The 23651-nt window shown below is 68.2% G+C and carries 21 protein-coding genes; 9 read left to right on the plus strand and 12 right to left on the minus strand.

The features are described from left to right. Positions 1–100: 100 nt before the first annotated feature. Positions 101–1468 (plus strand): alkaline phosphatase family protein, encoded by a 1368-nt coding sequence (locus L0966_RS11410; protein WP_234052023.1) that lies wholly within the window; start codon positions 101–103, stop codon positions 1466–1468. On the opposite strand, the gene L0966_RS11415 is transcribed toward L0966_RS11410, so the two are convergent. Next, entirely contained in the window at positions 1461–2408 is a 948-nt protein-coding gene (locus tag L0966_RS11415; RefSeq protein ID WP_234052024.1) for a LysR family transcriptional regulator, read from the minus strand. The two genes, L0966_RS11410 and L0966_RS11415, sit on opposite strands and share 8 nt — an antisense overlap. Before the next feature lie 109 nt (positions 2409–2517). On the opposite strand from L0966_RS11415, the gene L0966_RS11420 reads away from it, so the two are divergent. After that, positions 2518–3216: a pirin family protein gene (locus L0966_RS11420; protein WP_234052025.1), complete on the plus strand. Its 699-nt coding sequence runs from the start codon at positions 2518–2520 to the stop codon at positions 3214–3216. A 93-nt stretch (positions 3217–3309) separates the two neighbouring features. On the opposite strand, the gene L0966_RS11425 is transcribed toward L0966_RS11420, so the two are convergent. Then, positions 3310–4650 carry a dicarboxylate/amino acid:cation symporter gene (locus tag L0966_RS11425; protein ID WP_234052026.1) on the minus strand — a complete coding sequence of 447 codons (1341 nt, stop codon included), beginning with the start codon at positions 4648–4650 and terminating at the stop codon, positions 3310–3312. 373 nt (positions 4651–5023) lie between these two features. On the opposite strand from L0966_RS11425, the gene L0966_RS11430 reads away from it, so the two are divergent. Then, positions 5024–6880 (plus strand): ATP-binding protein, encoded by a 1857-nt coding sequence (locus L0966_RS11430; protein ID WP_234052027.1) that lies wholly within the window; start codon positions 5024–5026, stop codon positions 6878–6880. After that, the gene (locus tag L0966_RS11435) at positions 6880–8217 is read left to right on the plus strand and encodes a sigma-54 dependent transcriptional regulator (protein ID WP_234052028.1); all 1338 of its coding nucleotides are present in this window, start codon (positions 6880–6882) and stop codon (positions 8215–8217) included. The genes L0966_RS11430 and L0966_RS11435 overlap by 1 nt, the downstream gene beginning before the upstream one ends. Positions 8218–8227: 10 nt before the next feature. On the opposite strand, the gene L0966_RS11440 is transcribed toward L0966_RS11435, so the two are convergent. Then, positions 8228–9028 carry a phosphatase PAP2 family protein gene (locus tag L0966_RS11440; RefSeq protein ID WP_234052029.1) on the minus strand — a complete coding sequence of 267 codons (801 nt, stop codon included), beginning with the start codon at positions 9026–9028 and terminating at the stop codon, positions 8228–8230. A 122-nt stretch (positions 9029–9150) separates the two neighbouring features. Between L0966_RS11440 and L0966_RS11445 the strand changes: the two genes are divergently transcribed. After that, positions 9151–9645, plus strand: coding sequence for a YaiI/YqxD family protein (locus L0966_RS11445; RefSeq protein ID WP_234052030.1), 495 nt, complete (start codon positions 9151–9153; stop codon positions 9643–9645). Positions 9646–9750: 105 nt separating this feature from the next. Here the strand turns inward: L0966_RS11445 and cowN are convergent, their stop codons facing one another. Both cowN and L0966_RS11455 read right to left on the minus strand, forming a co-directional pair. Continuing rightward, positions 9751–10080, minus strand: coding sequence for a N(2)-fixation sustaining protein CowN (cowN, locus tag L0966_RS11450; RefSeq protein WP_234052031.1), 330 nt, complete (start codon positions 10078–10080; stop codon positions 9751–9753). A 162-nt stretch (positions 10081–10242) separates the two neighbouring features. Next, complete coding sequence (locus L0966_RS11455) at positions 10243–11043, minus strand: PAS domain-containing transcriptional regulator (protein WP_234052032.1); 801 nt, start codon at positions 11041–11043, stop codon at positions 10243–10245. A gap of 191 nt (positions 11044–11234) precedes the next feature. Between L0966_RS11455 and L0966_RS11460 the strand changes: the two genes are divergently transcribed. The 3 genes from L0966_RS11460 to der all read left to right on the plus strand — a co-directional run bounded on the left by L0966_RS11460 (position 11235) and on the right by der (position 13741). Further along, complete coding sequence (locus L0966_RS11460; protein WP_234052033.1) at positions 11235–12011, plus strand: tetratricopeptide repeat protein; 777 nt, start codon at positions 11235–11237, stop codon at positions 12009–12011. Positions 12012–12022: 11 nt separating this feature from the next. Continuing rightward, entirely contained in the window at positions 12023–12289 is a 267-nt protein-coding gene (locus L0966_RS11465) for a hypothetical protein (RefSeq protein WP_234052034.1), read from the plus strand. Between the two features lie 84 nt (positions 12290–12373). Further along, the gene (gene der, locus L0966_RS11470) at positions 12374–13741 is read left to right on the plus strand and encodes a ribosome biogenesis GTPase Der (RefSeq protein WP_234052035.1); all 1368 of its coding nucleotides are present in this window, start codon (positions 12374–12376) and stop codon (positions 13739–13741) included. A gap of 780 nt (positions 13742–14521) precedes the next feature. Here the strand turns inward: der and L0966_RS11475 are convergent. From L0966_RS11475 to L0966_RS11505, 7 genes are all read right to left on the minus strand, one after another. Continuing rightward, positions 14522–15136: an invasion associated locus B family protein gene (locus L0966_RS11475; RefSeq protein ID WP_234052036.1), complete on the minus strand. Its 615-nt coding sequence runs from the start codon at positions 15134–15136 to the stop codon at positions 14522–14524. A gap of 165 nt (positions 15137–15301) precedes the next feature. Further along, the gene (locus tag L0966_RS11480; RefSeq protein WP_234052037.1) at positions 15302–16522 is read right to left on the minus strand and encodes a polysaccharide biosynthesis/export family protein; all 1221 of its coding nucleotides are present in this window, start codon (positions 16520–16522) and stop codon (positions 15302–15304) included. A gap of 689 nt (positions 16523–17211) precedes the next feature. Beyond that, a complete protein-coding gene (gene accC / locus L0966_RS11485) occupies positions 17212–18567 on the minus strand; it encodes an acetyl-CoA carboxylase biotin carboxylase subunit (protein WP_234052038.1) in 1356 nt (451 codons plus the stop codon). Between the two features lie 161 nt (positions 18568–18728). After that, the gene (gene accB / locus L0966_RS11490) at positions 18729–19199 is read right to left on the minus strand and encodes an acetyl-CoA carboxylase biotin carboxyl carrier protein (protein WP_234052215.1); all 471 of its coding nucleotides are present in this window, start codon (positions 19197–19199) and stop codon (positions 18729–18731) included. Between the two features lie 60 nt (positions 19200–19259). Beyond that, entirely contained in the window at positions 19260–19691 is a 432-nt protein-coding gene (aroQ, locus tag L0966_RS11495; protein WP_234052039.1) for a type II 3-dehydroquinate dehydratase, read from the minus strand. Between the two features lie 156 nt (positions 19692–19847). Further along, positions 19848–20621 carry a DsbA family protein gene (locus L0966_RS11500; protein WP_234052040.1) on the minus strand — a complete coding sequence of 258 codons (774 nt, stop codon included), beginning with the start codon at positions 20619–20621 and terminating at the stop codon, positions 19848–19850. Between the two features lie 31 nt (positions 20622–20652). Continuing rightward, a complete protein-coding gene (locus L0966_RS11505) occupies positions 20653–22095 on the minus strand; it encodes a M48 family metalloprotease (protein ID WP_234052041.1) in 1443 nt (480 codons plus the stop codon). A 333-nt stretch (positions 22096–22428) separates the two neighbouring features. Between L0966_RS11505 and L0966_RS11510 the strand changes: the two genes are divergently transcribed. Further along, a complete protein-coding gene (locus L0966_RS11510) occupies positions 22429–23616 on the plus strand; it encodes a pyridoxal phosphate-dependent aminotransferase (protein ID WP_234052042.1) in 1188 nt (395 codons plus the stop codon). Positions 23617–23651 lie beyond the last annotated feature (35 nt).

Consider the following 23651-nt stretch of genomic DNA (forward strand, 5'->3'; position numbering starts at 1 on the left):
ATTGACCTTGGGGGAGTAGTTTAGAATTCCTCCAAGTGTCATCCGTGGGTCACGCAGGATGTGGAGGGTGCGGCGTCTTCGATCAGATGGCAGCCCTTCCATGCGTCTCCGCACCTTGGCCCTCGCATCCACCGCCTTTGTCCTCCTGGCCAGCCCCCATGCGGGCGCGGCCGAGCCCCCGGCGCCGAAGCCGGGCCTCGACAAGGTGGGGCACATCGTCGTGCTGTTCCTGGAGAACCGCAGCTTCGACAACATCTATGGCCTGTTCCCGGGCGCCAACGGCATCGCCAATGCAGGCGCAAGCGCGACCCAGACCGACCGCGACGGCAAGCCCTATGACCAGCTTCCCCTGGTCATGAACGTGAACATCAAGCCGCCGGTGGTGGACAACCGCTTCCCCGACAACCTGCCGAACAAGCCGTTCCGCGCCGACGCCTATGCCGGCCTCGAGCAGACCACGGGCGATCTGGTGCACCGCTTTTACCAGCAGCAGGAACAGATCAACGGCGGCAAGATGGACCGGTTCGCGGCCATCTCCGATGCCGGCGGCCTGACCATGAGCTATTATGACGGCTCGCGCCTGCCCCTGTGGCGCTATGCGCAGAAGTACACGCTGGCGGACAATTTCTTCCACGCGGCGTTTGGCGGCTCGTTCCTGAACCATATGTATCTGGTGTGCGCCTGCACGCCCGAATTCAAGAACGCGCCCGAGGGCATCCGCGCCCAGCTCAACCCCGACGGCACGCTCAAGAAGGATGGCGCGCTCACCCCTGACGGCTATGCGGTGAACACCATCTATTCCAGCTACATGCCGCGCCCCGCCTCCGCCAACGACCCGGCCAAGCTCCTGCCGCCCATGGAAGAGCCCACCATCGGCGATCGCCTGACCGAGAAGGGCGTGAACTGGGCGTGGTATTCGGGCGGCTGGAACGACGCCATTGCCGGCCACCCGGACATGTCGTTCCAGTTCCACCACCAGCCCTTCGCCTATTTCAAGGCCTATGGCGACGGCACGCAGGCCCGCGCCACCCACCTGAAGGACGGAGTGGACTTCATCGAGGCCATCAACAACGGCACCCTGCCGCCGGTGTCCTTCTACAAGCCCATCGGCGTCGCCAACGAGCACCCCGGCTACACCAGCGTGCTGGCCGGCGACCGCCAGGCGGCCGACATCATCTCCCTGATCGAGCGTAGCCCCATCTGGAAGGACACGGTCGTCATCGTCACCTATGACGAGAATGGCGGTCTCTGGGACCATGTGGCCCCGCCCAAGGGGGACCGCTGGGGCCCGGGCATGCGCATTCCCACTTTGGTGATCTCCCCCTTCGCCAAGAAGGGGTTCGTGGACCATACCGAGTATGACACCACGTCGGTGCTGAAGCTGATCGAGACCCGCCATGGCCTGAAGCCGCTGGCGGAGCGCGACGCTAAGGCCAACGACCTCACCAACGCGCTCGAGCTCAACTGACGCGCCCGGCGGCCCCCGCCCAGGGCGCCGCCGCCAGCCGCGCGGCCAGGAAATCCACCACCGCCGTCACCCGGGCCGGGCGCAGGCCGCCGGGTGGCAGCACAATGTTCAGCGCCAAGTCCGGCATGGACCAGCCGGGCAAAGCCGGCTCCAGCCGGCCGGCCGCAAGATCCTGCCACACCATGAATTCCGGCTGCACCGCCAGGCCCTGGCCCGCCAGGAGCATGGGGGTAAGCGCATCCGCATTGTTGGCGCGAAGGGGCCCCTTGGGCATCACCGTCGCCACTTCGCCGGCGGCGTTCTCGAAACGCCAGCGGTCCGGCACCGGCAGGTAGGCATAGCCGAGGCACGCATGGGCCTCGAGATCGCGCGGATGGGCCGGGCGGCCTTGGCGCGCGAAATAGTCCGGTGCCCCCACCAAAATGCGCCGCACCGAGCAGATGCGCCGCGCCTTCAGGCTGGATGAAGGCAGCACCGCGATGCGCAGGGCAAGGTCAAAGCCCTCCCCCACCAGATCCACCACCGCGTCGCTCAGGTGCAGGTCCACCGACAGCTTCGGGAAGAGCTCGAGCAGCTCCGGCAGCAGCGGCGCCAGATGGCGCAGGCCAAACGACATGGGCGCCGCCAGCCGCACCACCCCATGGGGCTCCACCGATTGGGACACCGCCTCGGCCTCCGCCGCCTCCGCCTCGGCCAGCAGCCGCGTGGCGCTCTCGGCGGCCGCCCGGCCGGCGGCGGTAAGGGAGAGGCGACGGGCCGTGCGGTGCATCAGTCGCGTGCCCAGCCGCTCTTCCAGCCGGCTGATGGCCTTGGACACGGTGGCCTTGGACACGCCGAGCTCGGCGGCGGCGCGCGCGAAGGAGCCCGCCTCCACGACCTTGGCGAAGATGGCCCAGCCTTCCAGGTCCGGCAGGCGATGTGGTGCAGAAATGGAAACCATGAATTTCCATTGTTTCCATTTTTCGCCCCACTGTCCAATGCCATATTCGGCGCAGTCCAAACACGGACACCGAACGACCCGTCAGCAAACGGGCGGAGAGGAGTTCACCATGATCGAACTGCGTCCCTTTGACCGCCTGGGCGGCGCCGACCACGGCTGGCTCGACACCAAGCACCATTTCTCCTTCGCCGATTATTACGATCCGGACCGCATCCACTGGGGCAATCTGCGTGTGTGGAACGATGATGAGATCGCACCCGGCACCGGCTTTCCGCTCCATCCCCATCGCGACATGGAGATCATCACCTATGTGCGCGACGGGGCCATCACCCACCAGGACGACCACGGCAATCGCGGCCGCACGGAAGCGGGCGACGTGCAGGTGATGAGCGCCGGCACCGGCATCCGCCACTCCGAGTACAATCTGGAGAAGGGTCTCACCAAGATCTTCCAGATCTGGATCATCCCAGAGGAGCGCGGCGGTGCGCCCCGCTGGGCCGCCCAGCCCTTCCCCAAGGGCGAGCGCGCCGGCCGCTTCGTCACCCTGGCCAGCGGCCGCAAGGGCGATGAGGATGCGCTGATGATCCGCGCCGATGCGCGCCTTGTGGCCGCCACCCTCAAGGCCGGCGACAGCGCGACCTATGCGGCCGATCCGGGCCGCCACCTTTATCTCGTCACCGCCCGTGGCGCGGTGGAGGTGAACGGCGCGCGCGTCGGCGAGCGTGACGGCGCCGCCATCCGCGACGAAGCGCAGGTGACCGTGAAGGCCCTGGAAGACGCCGAGGTGATCCTGGTGGACGCGGCCTGAGCGGCTTCCACGGTCATCCCCTGACATGCGAACAGGCCGCCCCGCTTCCCGCCGGGCGGCCTGTTTGCTGCTGGCCGAAAGGGTGCGGCCCGATCAGTCGATAGGGGCGGCCTGCGCGAGGTCGATGGGCTCTTCCGCTGGCTCGGGGATGCGGCCGTGCAAGGCGGCATCGAGCATGTCCTTGTCCAGGTCATTCTCCCAGCGGGCGACGACGATGGTGGCCACCGCATTGCCCGTGAAATTGGTGAGCGCCCGGCACTCCGACATGAAGCGGTCGATGCCCAGGATCAGCGCCATGCCCTCCACCGGCACCGACGGCACCACGGAAAGCGTCGCCGCCAGGGTGATGAACCCGGCGCCCGTAATGCCCGCCGCGCCCTTGGAAGAGAGCATCGCCACCAGCAGCAGCAGGATCTGATCCCACAGCGACAGGTGAATGCCCACCGCCTGCGCGATGAACAGCGAAGCCAGCGTCATATAGATATTGGTGCCGTCGAGATTGAACGAATAGCCGGTGGGAATGACGAGGCCCACCACCGGCTTGCCGCAGCCGGCCCGCTCCATCTTCTCCATGAGGCTGGGCAGCGCCGCCTCCGATGAGGACGTGCCGAGCACCAGCAGCAGCTCTTCCTTGATGTAGCGGATGAGCGCCAGGATGGAGAAGCCGTTATAGCGCGCCACCGCGCCCAGCACGCCGAGCACGAAGATGAGGGAGGTGAGGTAGAAAGTGGCGATGAGCAGCGCCAGGCTCGCCACCGAGCCGATGCCGTATTTGCCGATGGTGAAGGCCATGGCGCCGAACGCGCCGACCGGGGCCGCCTTCATCAGGATGGACACCAGCTTGAACATGGCCTGGGCGGCCGATTGCAGCACCTCCATCACCGGCTCGCCGCGCTCGCCCACGGCGCCGAGCGCGATGCCGAACAGCACCGAGAAGAACAGCACCTGGAGAATGTCGCCGGAGGCCAGCGCGCTCACGGGCGTCGCCGGGATGATGGCCATCAGGAAGCCGATGAGGCTCTGGTCGTGGGCCTTGGCGGCATAGTTCGCGACCGCCTTGTGGTCGAGGGTGGCGGGGTCGATGTGGAGGCCGGAACCGGGCTGGATCACATTGGCCACGATCAGGCCGATGATCAGCGCCAGGGTCGAGAAGGTGAGGAAGTAGAGCATGGCCTTGCCGGCCACGCGCCCGACCTTGCCCAGGTCGCGCATGCCGGCGATGCCGGTGACCACGGTGAGGAAGATGACCGGCGCAATCACCATCTTCACCAGCTTGATGAAGGCATCGCCGAGCGGCTTCATGTCAGCGCCGAGGCTCGGATAGAAATGACCGAGCAGGATGCCCGCGCCGATGGCGACGAGCACCTGGACATACAAATGCTGATGCAGGCGACGCGGCGCCTGGGGCGCTGCCGCTGGGATGGGGGTGGCCATGAACGGTTTCCTCCGCCGGCCTCGTCGCGCCTCTTGGATCGGGCGGCGTCGAAACCGAATGGGTGACGCAACGCCCGCGCGCTCACCGCGCGGGCGCTCCCTTTCCGCAAGCGCTGTGCCACCCGTCCGGCCCCGCGCGGAAGCCGGCAAAGCATTGATAAATCGTTAATTTAGAGGGCACCCGCGCGGTCCCCTCGACAGATCGTGCGATCTGCCGCACAACTTCCTTCAAGATGCGTGCGAATTTTCGCACACATCGGCAAGGCTTCGAGCGAGGGAAGATGCCGGTTCGCTCGAAACCGCGTGACCGCAATGGACAGGAGCATCCGCCCGCTTCCCGGAGGCGGGAAACGCTCCGGAGCTGAAGCCAGCCGTGTTCGAACCGCAAACCACGCCCGCGCCGACGCCAGAGGCCTCCTCCTGGGGGAACCGGCCGCGCATGCTGAAGCTGCTGGTGCTGGGCGCCCTGCTGCTGGCGCTGCTGGCGGGGCTCGACCGGCTGGCGGTCTATGCCGCCACGCGCTGGGCCCTGGCCAAGGTGGAGGCCGAAGCCGCCTTCGCCGCGGACCTGCGCGTGACCGCCCTGCGCAGTGAGATCGAGAAGCAGCGCACGCTGCCCGTGGTGCTCGCCCAGGATCCGGACGTACGCGACGCCCTCCGCCATGGCGATGCCGCTGCCATTACGGCCCTCGATGCCAAGTTCAAGACCCTGGCTCAGGCCACCCGCGCCGGCGTCATCTATCTGATGAACGATGCCGGGCTCTGCATTTCCGCCAGCAATGCGGGCACGCCGCTGAGCTTTGTGGGGTCCGACTACGCCTTCCGCCCCTATTTCCGGCTGGCCATGGCGGAGGGCGGGGCCGAGCATTTCGCCTTCGGCACGGTCAGCCTGCACCCCGGGCTTTATCTGTCGCGCCGGGTGGATGGGCCCGATGGACGCCCGCTGGGCGTGGTGGTGGTGAAGGACGAGTTCGACACCATCGAAAGCGACTGGCGGCGGCTGCCCGTGCCGACCCCCACCTTCGTCAGCGACGCCCACTCGGTCATCATCGTCACCAGCGAGCCGGGCTGGCGCTTCCGGACCACCGCAGCCATCGCGCCCGAGGAGAAAGAAAGCATCCGCGCCAGCCTGCAATTTGGTGACGCGCCGCTCCAACCTCTCTCCTTCGCCCCCGACGGCGACGGCGTGGTGAGGGCGACGCTGCCGGGTGCCCGCGCGCCGCAAACCTTCCTGGAAGCGCAGGAGCAGGTGCCGACCACCCCCTGGACGCTGCACGTGCTCGCCCCCACCGCCCCGGCGGTGAACCTTGCCACCACGGCGGGCCGCGCCGTCGCATTGCTGGTGGGGGTGGTGGGGCTCGGGGCCGCCGGCCTACTACTCTCCCGCCGCACCCGTCGACAGGTGGAAAAGGCGCGACAGACCGAAGCGCGGCGCGAGCTGGAAGAGCAGGTGGAGACCCGCACTGCGGAGCTGAAGACCGCCAATGCCCAGCTGAAAGCCGAAATGGCGGAGCGCCGCCGTGCCCGCATCTCGCTGGAGGTGCTCCAGGACGAGCTGGCGCAGGCCACCAAGCTCGCCATGCTGGGCCAGATCGCCGCCTCCATCGCCCATGAGGTGAACCAGCCCGTGGCCGCCATTCGCGTGTTCGCCGACAATGCCCGCGCCTTCCTCGATCGTGGTCAGACGGATGCCGCGGGGGAAAATCTGGGCACCATCGCCGCGCTCACCGATCGCATCGGCGCCATCACCCAGGAGCTGCGCGCCTTCGCCCGCAAGCCGGCGCGCGAGGTGGGGCCGGTGCCCCTCGCCCAGGCGGTGAAGGGGGTGCTCGGCCTCATGGGCTATCGCCTGCGCGAGCAGAACATCACGCTGGCCCTCGACATCCCCGAAACCCTGGTGGCGCGGGCCGATCGGGGCCGGCTGGAACAGGTGCTGGTCAATCTCATCCAGAACGCCATTGAAGCCCTGGCGGAGCGCGCGGATCGCAGGGTCAGCATCACCGCGGCCCCTGGGGAAGGCGCCATCACGCTCACCATCGCCGACAATGGCCCGGGGGTGCCGGAAGAAGTGATGGCCGCGCTGTTCATGCCGTTCACCACCACCAAGCCCCACGGCCTGGGGCTGGGCCTCGTCATCTGCCAGGACATCCTGCGGGAATTCGGCGGCACTCTCTCGGTGGAGAACGGCAACGGCGCCCGCTTCATCATCACCCTGCCGGAGGACCGCTGATGGATGTCGCCTTCATCGACGACGACGAGGCGCTCCGCGCCGCCAACGTGCAGGCCCTCATGCTGGCCGGGCTCAAGGTGAAGCCCTTCGCCTCGGCGGAAGCGGCCCTCGACGACCTGGACGAGGCCTTTCCCGGCGTGGTGGTGAGCGATGTGCGCATGCCGCGCATGGACGGGCTCACGCTGTTCCGCCACCTGAAGCGCATCGACGCAGATCTCCCGGTCATCCTCATCACCGGCCACGGCGACATTGCCATGGCGGTGGAGGCCATGCGCGAGGGGGCCTATGACTTCCTGGCCAAGCCCTACCCCATGGATCGCCTGCTCTCCGCCATCCGCCACGCGCTGGAAAAGCGCCGCCTGGTCCTGGAAAACCGCGAGCTGAAGCAGCGGGCCGAGGCGGCGAGCGAGGGCGAGCCGCTGATCGGTGTGGCCCCGGCCATGGAGCGGCTGCGCCAGATGCTGCGCCAGCTCGCGGACGCGGATGTGGACGTGCTGGTAGAGGGCGAGACCGGCTCCGGCAAGGAGGTGGTGGCCCACAGCCTGCATCGCTGGAGCCGCCGCGCCGCCCGCCCGCTGGTGGCGGTGAATTGCGGCGCCCTGCCGGAAAGCATGATCGAGAGCGAGCTGTTCGGCCACGAGGCCGGAGCCTTCACCGGCGCCGCCAAGAAGCGCGTGGGGCGCATCGAGCATGCGAGCGGCGGCACGCTGTTCCTGGACGAGATCGAGGCCATGTCCCCCGCCCTCCAGGTGAAACTGCTGCGGGTGTTGGAGGCGCGGGAGGTGACCCCGCTCGGCACCAACGAGGTGCGGCGGGTGAACCTGCGGGTGGTCGCCGCCTCGAAGATCGATCTCATCGACCTGGTGCGGAAGGGCGAATTCCGCGAGGATCTCTATTACCGCCTGCATGTGGCGAGCCTGCGCATTCCGCCGCTGCGCGAGCGGCGCGAGGATGTGCCGCTCTTGTTCGGCCATTTCCTGACCCGCGCCGCCCGGCGCTTCGGGCGGGAGCCCCCGCCCCTGCTGGCCGGGGTGCGCCACCATCTGGAGACCCACCATTGGCCGGGCAATGTGCGCGAGCTGGCCCATTATGCCGAACGGGTCGCCCTCGGCCTCGCCGCCGCTGACAGCGGGCCGGCGGTGGAGACGCGGGGGGACGCCCCCTCCTTGCCCGAGCGGGTGGAGGCGTTCGAGGCGGCGGAAATCCGCTCCGCCCTCGCCGCCACGCGGGGCGATGTGCAGGCCGCCGTGCGCGCCCTCGGCATTCCGCGCAAGACCTTCTACGACAAGCTCCGCCGCCACGGCATCGACCAGGCCGGCTACCGACCCGGCAAATGAGGCAGACGAATCAGGGCGCCCGCGGCGCTTGCCCCGCAAGCTCCTCCCCCTCCGCCGGGAGTTTCGGCTCGGGCTCCACGTCGCCCTTGCGCTGGAGCCACAGCATCACCAGCCAGCACATGGCCGCCCACGCGGCGCCCAGCATCCAGCCGCCCAGCACATCGGTGGGCCAGTGCACCCCCAGATAGATACGGCTGATGCCGACGAGCACCGTCACCGCAGCCGCGACGGCCAGCATGAACACCTTCACCCGCGTGCGCGCCTGGGTGCGGGCCAGAAGCGCGCCCAGGGTGAGATAGACGATGGCCGAGAGCATGGCGTGGCCGCTGGGAAAGCTCTGGGTGTAGACGGCGGTGCCATGGGGCACCAGATCCGGCCGCGGCCGGTCGAAGCCCCACTTCATCACCTGCGACAGCGCCGTGCCGCCGGCCACCGACAGCGCCACCAGCAGCGCGGAATGACGCCGATGGGTCATGAGCAGGAACAGGAGAACGACGATGGTCAGCAGGGTGAGCACCCCGGTGCTGCCCAGCGCCGTGAAATCGCGCATCATCTCCTCGAACCAGGGCGGCCCCAGCGGATCGGAGAGATTCGCCGGGTCGCGCAGCGCCAGCAGGATGCCGCGATCCAGGCCGCCCGTCTCGTGGTCCATCACCTCGTCGGCCACTTTGACGAAGGCATAGAGCGCACAGGCGGCGAACGCCACGGTCGCGAGGGTCATCCGCTCCATCCGGCTCACCGAGGCGAGCAGGCGGCCGATGACGGGCAGGCTTTCGATGCGGCGGCGGCCGCGGGTGATCAGCGATGTCATGACGGAAGGCTTGGCGCGACCGTCGCCCCGCGTCAATCCTAACCGTCTTAATCCCGTCACATGGAACCGTGCGGGCGGGATCCCCCCTTGCCGGCGCGGCGCCCGCCTGCCATCTCCCGGCCATGACCATTCCAGTCACGGGGCGGGTCGCGCCCATCGCCCTTTATATCGACGCCGACGCCTGCCCGGTGAAGGATGAGGCCTACAAGGTGGCCTGGCGCCACGGCATCCGGGTGCATGTGGTGGCGAACATGGCGCTGGCGGTGCCCTCGCACCCGCTGGTGGAACGGGTGGTGGTGCCCGCCGGGCCGGATGCGGCCGACGACTTCATTGCCGCCCGGGTGTCGCGGGGCGATGTGGTGGTCACCGCCGACGTGCCCCTGGCCGCGCGCTGTGTGAAGGCGGGGGCGGATGTGATCGCCCCTTCCGGCAAACCCTTCACCGCCGATTCCATCGGCATGGCCCTGGCCACGCGCAACCTGATGGACGAACTGCGCTCGGCCGGCACCGTCACCGGCGGCCCGAAGCCCTTCTCCGCCCGCGACCGCTCGGCCTTTCTTTCCGCCCTCGACGTCGCCGTGGTCCGCCTGAAGCGGGCCGGCTTTGCGGTGGGCTAGGGCCCGCCCCCTCTTCACGGGCTCGGGGGATGCTCCAGGGATTGGAGTTGACGCGTCTTCTTCACGCGAACCGCGTGTCCCCTGCGCCCGAAACCGCTCCAAGGCTCAGAAGCACTCTTCCTCCAGCTTCTTGAGATCGGCCAGTGCTGCCTCGTCATCGTACTCCTCGAACAGGTCCACCATGTAATAGACGTGGGAATGGAGCAGCAGCAGCTTGTCACAGGTGGCTGCCCCGCCCGCCTCCGCCGCTTCCAACCGCGACTTGAAGCGGGCCCAGAAGGCATTGGTGCGCGCGGGATCGTCGATGTATCGGGCAAGGTGGCCCAGCACCCGCGCCATGTTGCCGTCGAAATCGATGCCGCGGAAGGTGACGTAGCGGTCCGCATTGTCGAGCTCGTCGGGCAGCTCGGAGAAACGGGCGGCGGGTGAATCCATTGCAGGGCCCCTTAGCAGTCAGGCGCGTCGACCGCGCAGGGGCAAAGGGTGCGGGGCCACGCAACGCCGCTCAACGATGCGGGAACGGCTCACGGCGTGCGTGCACGAACGGCATCAGGGCTGCACGAATGGCACGCCGTCCCATCCGGCTGGCCTTCGGCGTCACACGGCGAGCATGCGCCGCATGGTCTCCACCTTCGCCCGGCTCACCGGAACCTGCGTGCCCTGCTTGTCCGCGAGGATGAGGTGCCAGGCCCCATCGGTGCGCGCCGCGCCGCGCACATGGCGCATGTTCACCACATAGCGCCGATGCACGCGCAGGAAGGAGGCGGGGTCCAGCCGCCGTTCCAGATCCGCCAGGGAGCGCGGGCAGAAGGCGGAGAAGGAGACCGTGCGCGCCTCCGCATAATGGCCCTGGGCCACCAGGCACACCACCTCTCCCACATCGATGAGGGAGATCACAGCGCCCTTGCCGTGCATCAAGGGCAGCTTCATCAGGGGGCAAAGGGCCTGGCCCGCCTCCCCCGCCACGGGCAGCGCTTCCATCAGCTCTTCCGCCGCTTCCGATTCGGCGCGGCCCATTGCGGGCGCATCGGTCAACGCATGGATCATCATGCAATAGCCCTCGACCGCGCCGCCTGTGCCGTCGAGACGGCTGACCTTCGCCACCAGACTGCCCATGGCGGTGGTCACCACCAGCGAGGCGGTGCCCTCCGGCCCACTCGACGCGCGGGAGATGAGCCAGCCCACCTTGTCGCGCGCCTCCTCCGGATGGAGATCCAGGATATTGGCGCCGAACAGGTCCGCCCCCGTCGGCGCCAGCAGACGCAAAGCCACTGGATTCACCGAGCGGATGGCCAATTCCGCATCCAGCATCACCACCCCGACCGGGGTCCGGTTGAGGCGGTATTCGAACGAGGGGCCGGCCTGCTGCGGCCGCGCGTCGTCCCTGCCCTTCGCCATCGCCCTGCCTCCCCCGGCGCCGCCGTCGCCCTTCGCGGAAGAGTTTAGGGCGGGGGCCGGCGCCGGCAATAGCGAATGCAAACCTGCGTCGCCCACAGGCGCGACCACGCCGGGTTTGCCACGATGAGGCCGCATGGATACGTTACGCGCCCTGAGCCGGAACGCCGGCCCCCAGCACCTGCGGACCTTTGATGACCGACATTTTCCACGAGATCCAGGAAGACCTCCGCCGCGAGCGGATGCGCAAGCTCTGGGACCGCTACGGCATTGTCCTCATTGCCGCGGTCGTGCTCGCCATCGCCGGCGCGGCGGCCTGGAGCGGCTACCAGTACTGGCGCCAGCAGAAGGCCATTGCCGCCAGCCTCGCCCTCGACGAGGCCGTGACGCTGAACGCCGCCGGCAAGGTCGCCGAGGCCGAGGCCGCCTTCCAGGAGATCGCCAAGACCGGGCCGGACGGCTATCGCGCCATTGCCCTCTTCCACGCAGCCAATGCCGCCGCCGCGCGCGACAAGGCCGCCGGCGTCGCCGCGTTTGATGCCATCGCCGCAGACGGGCGCCTGCCCGCTCTGGTGCGCGACATGGGGCAGCTGCGCGCAGGCCTCATCCTGCTGGACACCTCCGACCTCGCCGCCGTGAGGCAGCGCGTGGGCGACCTCGCCGCCGGCACCGGACCGCTGCGCAATCCGGCGCGCGAGATCCTGGCCCTGGCGCAGATGAAGGCCGGCGACATCGCCGCCGCCAACAAGACCGCCACAGAGATCACCGAGGATGCGGACGCCAATGCCGGCATCCGTTCCCGCGCGGAGCTCCTGCGCCGCATTACCGCTCCCGCCGCGCCGGCCCCGGCCGCACCCGCGGCCACCCCCGACTCGCCTGCGCCGTCCGCTGCCGGCGAGCCTGCCGCGGACGCACCGAAGGCGCCTTCGGCTCCCGCCGAGGCCCCGGCCGCTCCGGCCCCCGAAAAGTAAGGATGCGCTCCATGGGACATGCCCCTCGCCTCCTGCGCACGCTGCGCGTCGCCATCGGGCTCTCGCTCGCTCTGGCGGCGGCCGGCTGCGAAAGCCTCGAGAAGTTCAACCCCTTCGAGGAACACAAGAAGCCGATTCCCGGCGAGCGCCACGCGGTGTTCCCGGAAGGCGTGCCAGGCGTCGATTATTCGACCGGCCCCGGGCAGCCCAGCAATGCCAACGCCGTCCTCGACGCGCCGGCCACACCCCCCACCCCCGGGGTCGGCCCGTCGCGCTGACGCGCGACGACGGCCAGCCTCATTCACCTCTTCTTCGGGCGGCAAGTCGATCCCAGCCGCGTCGATCCCAGCCGAGCCGATTCCATGAGCTTCACCCTGGCCATTGTCGGCCGGCCCAATGTGGGCAAGTCCACCCTCTTCAACCGCCTCGTGGGCAAGAAGCTCGCGCTGGTGGACGACCGCCCCGGCGTCACGCGTGACCGCCGCGAGGGCGACGGCCGGCTTGGCGACCTCACCTTCCGCATCGTCGATACGGCCGGCCTCGAGGAGGCGGACGCGGCGAGCCTTGAGGGCCGCATGCGCGCCCAGACCGAGGCTGCCATCGGCGATGCTGACGCGCTCTTGTTCCTCATTGACGCGCGCGTGGGCCTGACGCCCACCGACCGGGCCTTCGCGGCCTTCGTACGCCGCTCCGGCAAGCCCACCATTCTCGTGGCCAACAAGAGTGAGGGGCGTGGCGGCGAAGCGGGGACCATGGAGGCCTTCGCTTTGGGTCTGGGCACGCCCGTGCCCTTCTCGGCCGAGCATGGCGAGGGACTTTCGAACCTCTACGACGCCATCTGTGACGCCCTGCCGGAACAGACCAGCCCCGAAGCGCTGGAGGAGGAAGAGGCCCAAGACGGCGAGGAGGGCGATGACGCGCCCAAGCGGCCCATCAAGGTGGCCGTTCTGGGCCGCCCGAATGCCGGCAAGAGCACGCTCATCAACCGCCTGCTGGGGGAGGACCGCCTGCTCACCGGCCCCGAGGCCGGCATCACCCGCGACTCAATCGCGGTGGAGGTGGATTTCCGCGGCACCAAGCTGGAGGTGTTCGACACCGCCGGCCTGCGCAAGCGCGCACGCATCGAGGACAAGCTGGAGAAGCTCTCCGCAGCCGATGCCCTGCGCGCCATGAAGTTCGCCGAGGTGGTGGTGGTGCTCATCGACGCCACCCATCCCTTCGAGGAGCAGGATCTGCGCATCGCGGACCTGGTCGCCCGCGAGGGGCGCGCCGTGGTGATCGGCTACAACAAGTCGGACCTGATCGCCCGCGGCGGCCTCGCCACCCGCCTGCGCGAGGAGGCGGACCACCTGCTGCCGCAGATCAAGGGCGTGCCCATCGTGCCCCTCTCGGGCCTGACGGGGCATGGCCTCGACAAGCTGGTGGAGGCCATCGCCAAGGCCCACAAGGTGTGGAACAAGCGCGTGGCCACCAACCCGCTCAACCGCCTGCTCCAGCAGGCGGTGGACAACCACCCGCCGCCGGCTGTCTCGGGGCGGCGCGTGAAGCTGCGCTATATCACCCAGCCCAAGGCCCGGCCCCCGTCCTTTGTGCTGTTCTGCTCGCGGGCGGATGCGCTGCCGGAAAGCTATGTGCGCTACCTCACCAATGCCCTGCGCGAGGCATTCGACCTGCCCGGCGTCCCCATCCGCCTGACCCTGCGCCAGAAGGACAATCCTTACGCCGAATGACGCGGTTCCGCTGCCATCGGGCAAGGGCGCTCGACGCGCACAGCGCAGGCGGTGCCTGCCGGGCTGATGCACCGGCGGCCCGCTCCCGGTCCGCGGCACCGGGGATCGCCGATCCGGCAAAGGCGCACGGGCGGGCTGCCCCACCATAATGACGAAGACCGCTTCCACCACTCCGGCAGGTGACGGCGGGCAGCCGATGCCAAAGTGCGATGCGCCTGGCTGGGGGACGAGGGCTGCGGTCCGGCTGAGACGACGAAACGCGCCGGCTCGGCATTTGCGACGGGTTTTTCCAGGATACCGGCGCCCACGTCCTTGGAGCCGCTTGCGACGATATACGCAATGCCTCGCCGGCCAGGCGAGCGCTCCGCGCCGGTGTATGGCGCCGACGTCAATCACAAACGGAGCCGGACACGCGGGATAGCCCCACTCGGCTGGTGCAATATCGATAAACGGGAAATCGGATATCAGGGTGATCCAACAGATCGCGCTGATATCCGGCGGCGCCGGCAGGGGCGCGAATGTTGCGGTCGCCTAGGAAACTCCGGTGCCACCCGCACCCCGCCCCGGATCGCAAACGACCGGCCCGCTGCGCCGATTGGAAGGCCGTCCATCCGCCATCCTGAAACGGCAATCGGCTCCCTCGCCGCAGTCAAAGGGGCGAGGGGCCAGGCAAGCCGCGAATGGCCCCTCGATGCATGCTCGACGCCGTTTCGTTTCCACGAAACGGGGCAAACACAAGCCGGCATGAGGCGTCACTCGACGCCTCCGCTACGGCCGCGCTCAATCCTTCAGGCTGGCTTCCATGGCCTCGCCGAGGCCCTTGAAGGAAACGGGCAGGATGATCGGGTTACGCGAGCCATTTTCGAAGGTGAGATCACCCTGTCCCGAACTCGCCTTCAGGGCGGCGATATTCTCCTGGGTCAGCTCCACGCTCGCCACGCAATATTGGCCGCAGCGCTTGTAGGTCAGCGCGATGTCCGGCACACCACCCACCTTGAGGGTGACATTCGCGGGCAACCAGACGCCGGGCGGCGTCAGGACGATCAGGCGAACCGGACCCTGGTGCTGCGCACGCACGGCCACATGGGCCAGGACGCCCTTGAGATCGGTCGTCTGAAGGGTCTGCACCGCCTCGCACTCCTTCGGCGAGACGTCCTTCTTGCAGCGCACGATCCAGTCGCCATGGGTCGAGCGGGTCTCGCTCGCCGACGGCGGGGTGGCGGGCGTGGCATTTTCTGCACGTGCGGCCACGCCCTGGAGCATCAGCGCGCCACCCAGAGCCAGCACGGACACCAGCGCTTTGCCGGCGAACAAGCGCGCAGCGCGTCCGCCCGCTGCCTTGGCGATCCGGGAGGCCCGCTTGGGCAGGAAGTCCTTGCGCGACATGCTGATCATAGCGTTCCCCGACGTTTGGCAGTGCCCTGCCCCAGCTGCTTGCGCCGGAATATCCGAATCGCGGCTGGTTCGGCAACTCCTATCCCGACGGCAATGGGGGGCGCCTCCATCCGGACGCGCCCCCCAAGGCCACCTTTTCACTCCGCCTGCAGCCGGAAGGCCAGATCAGAGGTTGTTGATGCTGGCCGCGACGCCCACGGCGCTGATGGCCGGAGACACGGCGACACGGAACAGTTCCAGGAACTTCTGCATCTCCACGCTCGGCGCGTTGGAGAGATAGATGATGTCCCGGTCCCGCAGCACGAAGCTGTCCGCCAGGAAGAAGCCGGAAGTCGCCTGGAAATTGAACTGGTAGACCACCGGCACATAGGGCGTGTCCGCCGGCTGGTCGGGCGTCAGCTGGCTGACGACCCGCTTCGGCTCATAGCGCAGAACGAACACGCCCCGCACGTCCGCACGCGTGTCCTGAAGGCCGCCATTACGAGCCAGCGCATTGGCGAGGGTCAGCTGCTCCGGAGGCAGCGGCGCCTCGGTGGTGCGGCCGGCGGCGCCCATGATGAGATAGATGCGCGGCTTCACCGAAATGTTGATGAAATCGCCGCCCTTGAGCTTCACGTCCGAGGTCGGCTGGTTGATCAGCGCCTGCAGACGCACGGAGCGCGTCGTACCGTTCCGGGTCAGCTCCACGATGACGTCGCTGGGCGCGACCGTGGGCCCGCCGGCCCGCGTCACGAGCTGCAGCAGGGTTTCGCCGGCGGCGGTGACGTCAAACTCGCCGGGCGCCTTCACCGCGCCGGCAATGATGACCTTGTTGGCCGAGTTACCGACGAGGCGGACGATCACCTGCGGCTGGATGATGCGGCTCTTCAGCTCTTCCTCAAGCTTCAGCTGCACCTGCCGGGTGGTCAAGCCGGACACGTGCACGGAGCCCACCAGAGGGAAGCTGATGGTGCCCTGGCTGTCCACCGACATATCGGGCAGCGTAACGAGAGCGGCCGACTGGCCACCCGCGGTCTGCGAATTGATGCCCGAGAACACGCCGCCGGATGCCGGCTCCATCACCGTAATGGCCAGCGTGTCGCCGGGGCCCAGCACCGGCCCGCCGGCCTTGCGGTCGCTGCGGAAGAAGCCGTTGGTGCTCATGCTGTCGTCGGGATTGCGCAGCAGCACGCGGCTGACCGCCACATCCACCGGCACGAGGCGGAACGGGAAATCTCCCGGATTCTCGCTCTCCTGCTGGATCTCGCTCGCCATGGGGCCGCTACGCGGCGTCTCGCAGCCAGCAAGGCCCAGCGCGGCACCCATGGCCAGGGCCAGAAGCGCGTGCGCGGGCTTGAGCGTCTCACCAAGAGCGAGCCGGCAGCTGCGGAGCCAATTCAATACCATTCCCCCTGGCCTTCTTGCTGACTGCAATGACCACCGATGCGTCGCCCCCTGGACGATGCCCTCGGCGCCGACGCGCCTGAGGGGCCTGTCCGGATGACGCCCCCTCACACCTCACTGCCTGGCACCGGCCGTGCCAGACACCACTCGGCATGCGGACGACGACCGCAGCGCGCCAAACCGCGACAGCCACGATTGCCTTTAACATGCCCGCGTTGCGGCGCAAACGCGGCGAAGCCACGCGACACCTGAACACGAAGCGCCACACCGGAGCGCAGACGCCACCCCAGTGACGAGACATTATGCGAGTCAAAAGTGAAGACGCACCTGCAAAATGATGCGCGACAGCGCCCTTACGGCCCCAAATGTGCAATCCATCGCCAACCGTGTCTTCACGGCAACAACTTCAATCCTATACCAATCAAACAGTTTCCGCTGAGACAGCACCGTAACGTCGCGCCTGAAAGCGCAGAACTTCATAACCATACGTTAAGGTAAAAATATATTCATGATCTTCTGAATAAAGCCTCCAGTACATCTCCCCACAAAACCACCCCGCCCATCTCATCTCCGCGCCCACGCCGATTCCCCGCACGACGCCGCCGAGGCCCCCCCCCCAAAACGCAACGACCGCGCGGCTTGGGTGCCGCGCGGTCGTCATGAAAACCGTCCGATCCAGGAAGACTCAGGCTTCAGCCGTGCGGATGCGCTGTGTCGGCCAGGAAATGCTCCAGCCAGTGGATGTCGTATTTGCCCTCCGCGATGTCCCGGGTCCGCACCAGGGTCCGGAACAGCGGGAGCGTGGTGTCAATACCGTCCACCACGAACTCATCCAGCGCCCGACGCAGGCGGCGCAGGCATTCGTCGCGATTCTGGCCGTGGACGATCAGCTTGCCCACCAGGCTGTCATAGGTGGGGGGGATCACGTAGCCCTGATAGGCATTGGAATCCACGCGCACGCCGAGACCACCCGGCACATGATAATGCGTGATCTTGCCCGGCGAGGGGCGGAACGTGGTGGGGTGCTCTGCATTCACGCGGCACTCGATGGCATGGCCATTGATGACCACATCCTCCTGGGCGAGGCTCATGGGCTCGCCGGCGGCCACGCGGATCTGCTCGTTGATGAGATCGATGCCGGTCACCATCTCCGTCACCGGATGTTCCACCTGGATGCGGGTGTTCATCTCGATGAAGTAGAAGCTGCCGTTCTCATACAGGAACTCGATCGTGCCGACGCCGAGATATTGCAGCTCGCGCATCGCGTTGGCGCAGGTCTCGCCGATCTGCTGACGCTGGGCGGCGGTGATCACCGGCGAGGGCGCCTCCTCCCACACCTTCTGGTGGCGGCGCTGCAGCGAGCAGTCACGCTCGCCCAGGTGGATTGCCTTGCCCCGGCCGTCCCCCAGCACCTGCACCTCAATGTGGCGCGGCGTGGAGAGGTACTTCTCGAGATAGACCGCGTCGTCGCCGAAGGCTGCCTTGGCCTCGATGCGGGCGGTGGAGAGGGCCTGCGACAGGTCCTCCTTGGCATGCGCAACCTTCATGCCGCGCCCGCCGCCGCCGGCCGCGGCCTTCACCAGCACCGGAAAGCCGATCTCGGCGGCCACGCGATGGGCCTCCTCGTCGTCGCGGATGCCGCCCTCGGAGCCCGGCACCACGGGGATGCCCAGGGCCTGCGCGGTCTTCTTGGCCTCGATCTTGTCGCCCATGATGCGGATGTGCTCCGCCTTGGGGCCGATGAAGCCGATATTGTGATCCGCCAGGATCTCCGCGAACCGCGCATTCTCCGCCAGGAAGCCGTAGCCGGGGTGCACGGCGTCCGCGCCGGTGATCTCGCAGGCGGCCAGGATGGAGGGAATGTTCAGGTAGCTGTCGCGCGCCGGGGGCGGGCCAATGCACACGCTCTCGTCCGCGAGGCGCACATGCATGGCGTCGGCATCCGCGGTGGAATGCACCGCCACCGTGGCAATGTCGAGCTCCTTGCAGGCGCGCAGGATGCGCAGCGCGATCTCGCCGCGATTGGCGATGAGGATTTTCTTGAACATCTGGCCTGCCCTCAGAGCATTTTCGAGCGGGGTGGGTTCCCCTCATTCGGGAAGGACACGCCACCTCCAGGACCGGGAGCGCTTCCGGGGCCCGCAGAGGACCTGGAGCGCCTCACGCGCAGCGCGCCACCAGTGAACAGGCGGCGCGCCGATCTGCCGAATTACTCGATGATGAGCAGCGGCTCGCCGTATTCCACCGGCTGCGCGTTGCCCACCAGAACGCGGGTCACCGTGCCGGAGCGGGGCGCGGGGATGGCATTCATGGTCTTCATCGCCTCGACGATGAGCACCGTCTGGCCCTCCTTCACGCTGGCGCCCACCTCGACGAAGGCGGGGGCGCCGGGCTCCGGAGACAGGTAGGCCGTGCCCACCATTGGCGAGGTCACCGCGCCGGGATGCTTGGACAGATCGGCAGGGGCATCGGCGGTGGCCACGGGCGCGGCCACGGCGGCGGCAGCGGCGGGCGCGGCGGCGGCCATCGGGGCGGCGGCGATCACCGGCGCCGGAGCGCGCACCACGCGGACCCGCAGGCCCTCATGCTCCACCTCGATCTCGGTCAAGTCGCTGTCCGACAGGAGCTTGGCGATATCCTTGACGAGGTCGGTATCGATCTGAGGTTTGGTAGGCTTCATCATCATCCTGCTCTTGCCGGCAGCGCGCCCGCTTTCGCCGGGCGGCGCGCCATCATATCGTCACGGAAGGCGCGCCAGCGCCTGGATGCCAAGCACGTAGCTCTGCGGGCCGAAGCCGCAGATCACGCCGCGCGCCACCGGCGACAAATAGGAATGGTGGCGGAACGGCTCACGCGCGAACACGTTGGACAGGTGCACCTCGATGGTGGGCACCCCCACCGCCGCCACCGCGTCCCGAATGGCCACGGAGGTGTGCGTATAGGCCGCCGCGTTCAGCACGATCCCCTTCGCGCCGCGCGCGGCCTGGATCAGGTCCACGAGCGTGCCTTCCGAATTGGTCTGCTGGAACACGATCTCAAGACCATGCAGCGCCGCCTCGGCGCGGCACAGCCCCTCCACATCGGCCAGGGTCGCGGCACCATAGATGCCGGGCTCGCGCGTGCCGAGGAGGTTGAGGTTAGGCCCGTTCAAGACGTGGATAATATTCGACATCAAACAGACATCTGCCGCCGGCGCCCCATGGCCGGGTCGGGCGCACTTATAGGGGTGGTCACGGCGCAAGGAAAGAGGCCGCTCGCCCCGCCCCGCGCCGCGCCCATCCGGTTTACGCACATCCGGGTTGCATCAGCCCGGATGCGCGGAAAGCGATCAGTTCGCCTTGGCCGGCGCCTTTTCCTTGGCGCGGGTGTCGGCGATGGCGGCCTTGAGCTTGTCGAAGCCCACCGCGCCCACCACCACCTGGTCACCCACCACATAAGAGGGCGTGCCGTTGAGCGAGAGCGCCTCGGCCAGCTTCATGCTCTCATCCAGCGTGGCGTTGAGCTCCGGCGAGGAGGCCTGCTTCTGCAGGAGATCGGGATCGATGCCCACGGACTTGGCGGCGGCCAGGGCCTTGGCCCGGTCGGCCTGGCCACGGCCGTTCAGCAGCGCCTGATGGAAGGCCATGTACTTGTCGGGCGCCACCATGCGCACCGCCACCGCCACCTGCGCGGCTTCCACCGAGCCCGGGCCAAGCACCGGGAACTCGCGCAGCACCACGCGCAGGTTCGGATCCTCCTTGATCAGGTTCTGAAGGTCGGCCAGCGCATGCTTGCAGTAGCCGCAGTTGTAGTCGAAGAACTCCACCAGGGTCACGTCGCCCTTGGGGTTGCCCACCACCACGCCACGCGGGCTTTCCATCAGCAGCGGCTTCACGGAAGCCAGCGCCTTGCCGCGCTCCTGGGCCTCGGCGGCGTTGTGGCGCGTCTCCAGCACCATGATGGCCTCCTGGAGCACCTCCGGATTCTGCAGGAGGTATTCCCGGATGACAGGGCCGAGCTCCTTCTTCTCCTCGTCGGTGAAGGCGGAAGCGGGGCTGGAGGCCAAGGCGGCCGCCAGCGCCAGCGGAATGAGGCCGGCGCTGAGGCCGAGGCGCGAGAACATGCGAATCTCCATCGCGTGAGGAAAGGGTCGTCTACTGCCGGCCGCCTGGGCCGCCTTTGTCGGCGCCCTCGGGAGGCTTGAAGCTCACGAGGTCGTCGGCCTTCAGCCAGCCCGGGGTGCCCTTGGGAAAGCGCTCCCGCGCGCGGGCGGCGAGCTCGCGGCCGGTCTTGAAGTCTCCGGAAGCGAAATAGCCGTTCGCCGCCGCAAGGTCGGCATTGGCAAGGTCGCCCTTGCGGCCATAGGCGATGGCGAGTGAGCGCCACGCCCCGGCCGAATTGGGATCGCGCACCGTCGCCTGGATCAGCTCGCGGATGGCCTCGTCGGGGTTGGTCTTGCTGCCCGACTGCACCATGGCCTGGCCGAGCATGGCGCGGATGAGCGGCGCGCCGTTGGTCATGGCCACCGCCTTGCGCAGGGGCGCGACCGATTCGGCGGCGCGCCCGCTCTCCAGCAGGGCCTGACCCTTCAGCTCGTAGAAATAGGGATTATTGGGCTGCTTGGCGATGAGCGCGTCGATCTGCGCCACCGCCCGGTCCACATTGCCGAACCGATAGGCCGAGATGGCGCGGGCATATTGCGCCGCCAGCGAGTTGTCCGAGATGGGATATTGCCGGTTCACCGCCTCCGGCCGCTCGGTGAAGGCGATGAGCTTGGCGCGCATCAGGTCATGGCGCGCCTGCAGCTCCGGCGAGTCCTTGGCATTGTAATAGGGGCTGGACTTGGCCAGCTGCTCCAGCGCCGCGATACGCTCGCGCGCCATGGGATGGCTCAACAGGTAGGGGTCCACCCGCTGGCTGATGAAAAGCTGGTCGTTCTGGAAGCGCTCGAACGTCTCCAGCATGCCCTTGGACGACTGGTGGGTGGCATCCAGATACTTCACCGCCGATCGGTCGGCGGCCTGCTCCTCGCTGCGCTGGTAGGAAAGGAGCGAGCGGCGAATCATTTCCTGCGGAGCGCTCATGCCGGCTGCGGCGGCGCTGCCCAGATTGCTGCCGCCCATGCCGCTCGCCGCCCCCGCGGCCACGCCCGCGCCGGCCAGCAGCATGGCCACAATGGCCATGGTCTGTGCCCCCGCGAGCTGTTGGCGCATGCGGGCGAGATGGCCGCCGGCGATATGGCCGGTCTCGTGCGCCAGCACGCCGATGATCTGGTTCGGCGTCTTGGAATCGATGAGCGCGCCGGTATTGACGAAGATGCGCTTGCCGTCGGCCACGAAGGCGTTGAACGAGCGCTGGTTGATGAGCACCACTTCCACATTCTGCTGCGACAGGCCCGCCACCTTCAGAATCGGCCGGGTGTAGTCGCGCAGCAGCGCCTCGATCTCGGTGTCGCGGATGGTGGACATCCGCCCCTGCGCGCTCTCCTGGGCGGAAGCGCCGTGGAAAGGCAGGGCCGCCACCGCGAGACCCGCCAGCATCCGCCCGGCGCGCGACGCGGCCCGGCGCAGAAGGGAGGAAGATGTTGGTTCGCCCATGAGCCCTGACGCTTGCCTCGCCGTTTCGCACCGCCCGCGGCGCCTCCCTGGAGGCGATGCGCGCCGTCATTCCCCACCGCACCACAGGCGTGCCCGGTCGGACGCCGCCCCGCCGGAAGCCGCCTTGGTGACCGGCGTGCCGGACGACCCGCGGTTCTCGCTCCCCTTGGCGCGCTTTACGGCAGGCGTTAGGAAGCGGGCGGACAGTGGCGCCCCGCGCCGGCCGGGTCAACGGACCCGTTTTCACATTGGGGCGACCTTTTTCTCAAGGACCGCGAGAATGCGGCGGCAGCACGGCAGGCCCCGCGCCCGAATGCCGAAGGACCTTCATCCATGACCCTTTCATCTCCCCGCGCCAGCTCGGGCGTGCAGCCTTCCCGCCGCAGCGCCGTCGCCCCCTTCATCGTGATGGATGTGATGGAGCATGCCGCGCGCATCGAGGCCGCCGGGGGGCGGGTGATGCACCTGGAGGTGGGCCAGCCGGCCGCGCCCGCGCCACTGGTGGCCCGGCAGGCCGCCGCCGCCGCGCTGGAGGCCGGCCAGGTGGCCTACACGGCGGCGCTGGGCATTCCCGCGCTGCGCACCCGCATCGCCCGCCACTACGAGGAGGTGCACAAGGTCGCCCTCGACCCCGAGCGGGTGGTGGTAACGAATGGCTCATCGGGCGGCTTCATCCTGGCCTTCCTGGCCTTGTTCGAGGCCGGCGACCGCGTGGCCATCGCCGCTCCGGGCTATCCGCCCTATCGCCACGTGCTCTCGGCGCTGGGCTGCGAGCCCGTGCTGATCGAGACCCGCGCCGAGGACCGCCACGCTTTCACCCCCGAGCGGCTGATGGAGGCCCATCGCAAGGCGCCGCTCAAGGGCGTTCTGGTGGCGAGTCCCGGCAACCCCACCGGCACCATGATGGACCGGACCGCCTTGACCGCACTCTATGAATGCGCGCGGGAACTCGGCATCGCCTTCGTTTCCGACGAGATCTATCACGGGCTCGATTATGCCTTTCCGGCGGTGAGCGCGGTGGAGATCGCGGAGGATGTCACCGTCATCAATTCCTTCTCCAAATATTTCTGCATGACCGGCTGGCGCGTGGGCTGGATGGTGGTGCCGCCCGGCCTCTCGCGCACCATGGAGCGGCTGCAGCAGAACCTCTCCATTTCCGTGCCCACCCTATCGCAGATCGCCGCCGCCGCCGCTTTCGAGGGCCGCGAGGAGATGGACAAGGTGAAGGCCGGCTATGTGGAGAACCGGCGCATTCTCACAGAGGGGCTGCCGAAGGCGGGGCTTTCCCACTTCCTGCCCGCCGACGGCGCCTTCTACCTTTATGCGGACGTATCGGCCTTCACCGGCGATTCGACCGCCTTCGCCACCCGCATGCTCGATGCCGTGCACGTGGCCACCACGCCGGGGGTGGACTTCGACCCCTTCCGGGGCAAGCAGTTCCTGCGCCTCTCCTATGCCGGATCGGCCGACGACATGCGCGAGGCGGTGGCGCGCATCGGCACCTTCCTCAAGGGAGAGTGAGCGGGAAATTCCCCCCGCGCGGGCCGCTGCGCCAT

The organism is Xanthobacter sp. NM-59 (assembly GCF_021401125.1).
Taxonomy (GTDB): domain Bacteria; phylum Pseudomonadota; class Alphaproteobacteria; order Rhizobiales; family Xanthobacteraceae; genus Xanthobacter.

What these genes read in the sequence shown, in the direction of transcription:
- L0966_RS11460 (WP_234052033.1), top strand. Translation starts at nt 11,235, where the DNA reads ATGACCGACATTTTCCACGAGATCCAGGAAGACCTCCGCCGCGAGCGG.
- L0966_RS11425 (WP_234052026.1), bottom strand. Translation starts at nt 4,650, where the DNA reads ATGGCCACCCCCATCCCAGCGGCAGCGCCCCAGGCGCCGCGTCGCCTG.
- accB (WP_234052215.1), bottom strand. Translation starts at nt 19,199, where the DNA reads ATGAAGCCTACCAAACCTCAGATCGATACCGACCTCGTCAAGGATATC.
- L0966_RS11475 (WP_234052036.1), bottom strand. Translation starts at nt 15,136, where the DNA reads ATGATCAGCATGTCGCGCAAGGACTTCCTGCCCAAGCGGGCCTCCCGG.
- L0966_RS11480 (WP_234052037.1), bottom strand. Translation starts at nt 16,522, where the DNA reads ATGGTATTGAATTGGCTCCGCAGCTGCCGGCTCGCTCTTGGTGAGACG.
- der (WP_234052035.1), top strand. Translation starts at nt 12,374, where the DNA reads ATGAGCTTCACCCTGGCCATTGTCGGCCGGCCCAATGTGGGCAAGTCC.
- aroQ (WP_234052039.1), bottom strand. Translation starts at nt 19,691, where the DNA reads ATGTCGAATATTATCCACGTCTTGAACGGGCCTAACCTCAACCTCCTC.
- L0966_RS11420 (WP_234052025.1), top strand. Translation starts at nt 2,518, where the DNA reads ATGATCGAACTGCGTCCCTTTGACCGCCTGGGCGGCGCCGACCACGGC.
- L0966_RS11440 (WP_234052029.1), bottom strand. Translation starts at nt 9,028, where the DNA reads ATGACATCGCTGATCACCCGCGGCCGCCGCCGCATCGAAAGCCTGCCC.
- L0966_RS11500 (WP_234052040.1), bottom strand. Translation starts at nt 20,621, where the DNA reads ATGTTCTCGCGCCTCGGCCTCAGCGCCGGCCTCATTCCGCTGGCGCTG.
- L0966_RS11465 (WP_234052034.1), top strand. Translation starts at nt 12,023, where the DNA reads ATGGGACATGCCCCTCGCCTCCTGCGCACGCTGCGCGTCGCCATCGGG.
- L0966_RS11415 (WP_234052024.1), bottom strand. Translation starts at nt 2,408, where the DNA reads ATGGTTTCCATTTCTGCACCACATCGCCTGCCGGACCTGGAAGGCTGG.
- L0966_RS11410 (WP_234052023.1), top strand. Translation starts at nt 101, where the DNA reads ATGCGTCTCCGCACCTTGGCCCTCGCATCCACCGCCTTTGTCCTCCTG.
- L0966_RS11435 (WP_234052028.1), top strand. Translation starts at nt 6,880, where the DNA reads ATGGATGTCGCCTTCATCGACGACGACGAGGCGCTCCGCGCCGCCAAC.
- L0966_RS11445 (WP_234052030.1), top strand. Translation starts at nt 9,151, where the DNA reads ATGACCATTCCAGTCACGGGGCGGGTCGCGCCCATCGCCCTTTATATC.
- L0966_RS11455 (WP_234052032.1), bottom strand. Translation starts at nt 11,043, where the DNA reads ATGGCGAAGGGCAGGGACGACGCGCGGCCGCAGCAGGCCGGCCCCTCG.
- cowN (WP_234052031.1), bottom strand. Translation starts at nt 10,080, where the DNA reads ATGGATTCACCCGCCGCCCGTTTCTCCGAGCTGCCCGACGAGCTCGAC.
- L0966_RS11505 (WP_234052041.1), bottom strand. Translation starts at nt 22,095, where the DNA reads ATGGGCGAACCAACATCTTCCTCCCTTCTGCGCCGGGCCGCGTCGCGC.
- L0966_RS11510 (WP_234052042.1), top strand. Translation starts at nt 22,429, where the DNA reads ATGACCCTTTCATCTCCCCGCGCCAGCTCGGGCGTGCAGCCTTCCCGC.
- accC (WP_234052038.1), bottom strand. Translation starts at nt 18,567, where the DNA reads ATGTTCAAGAAAATCCTCATCGCCAATCGCGGCGAGATCGCGCTGCGC.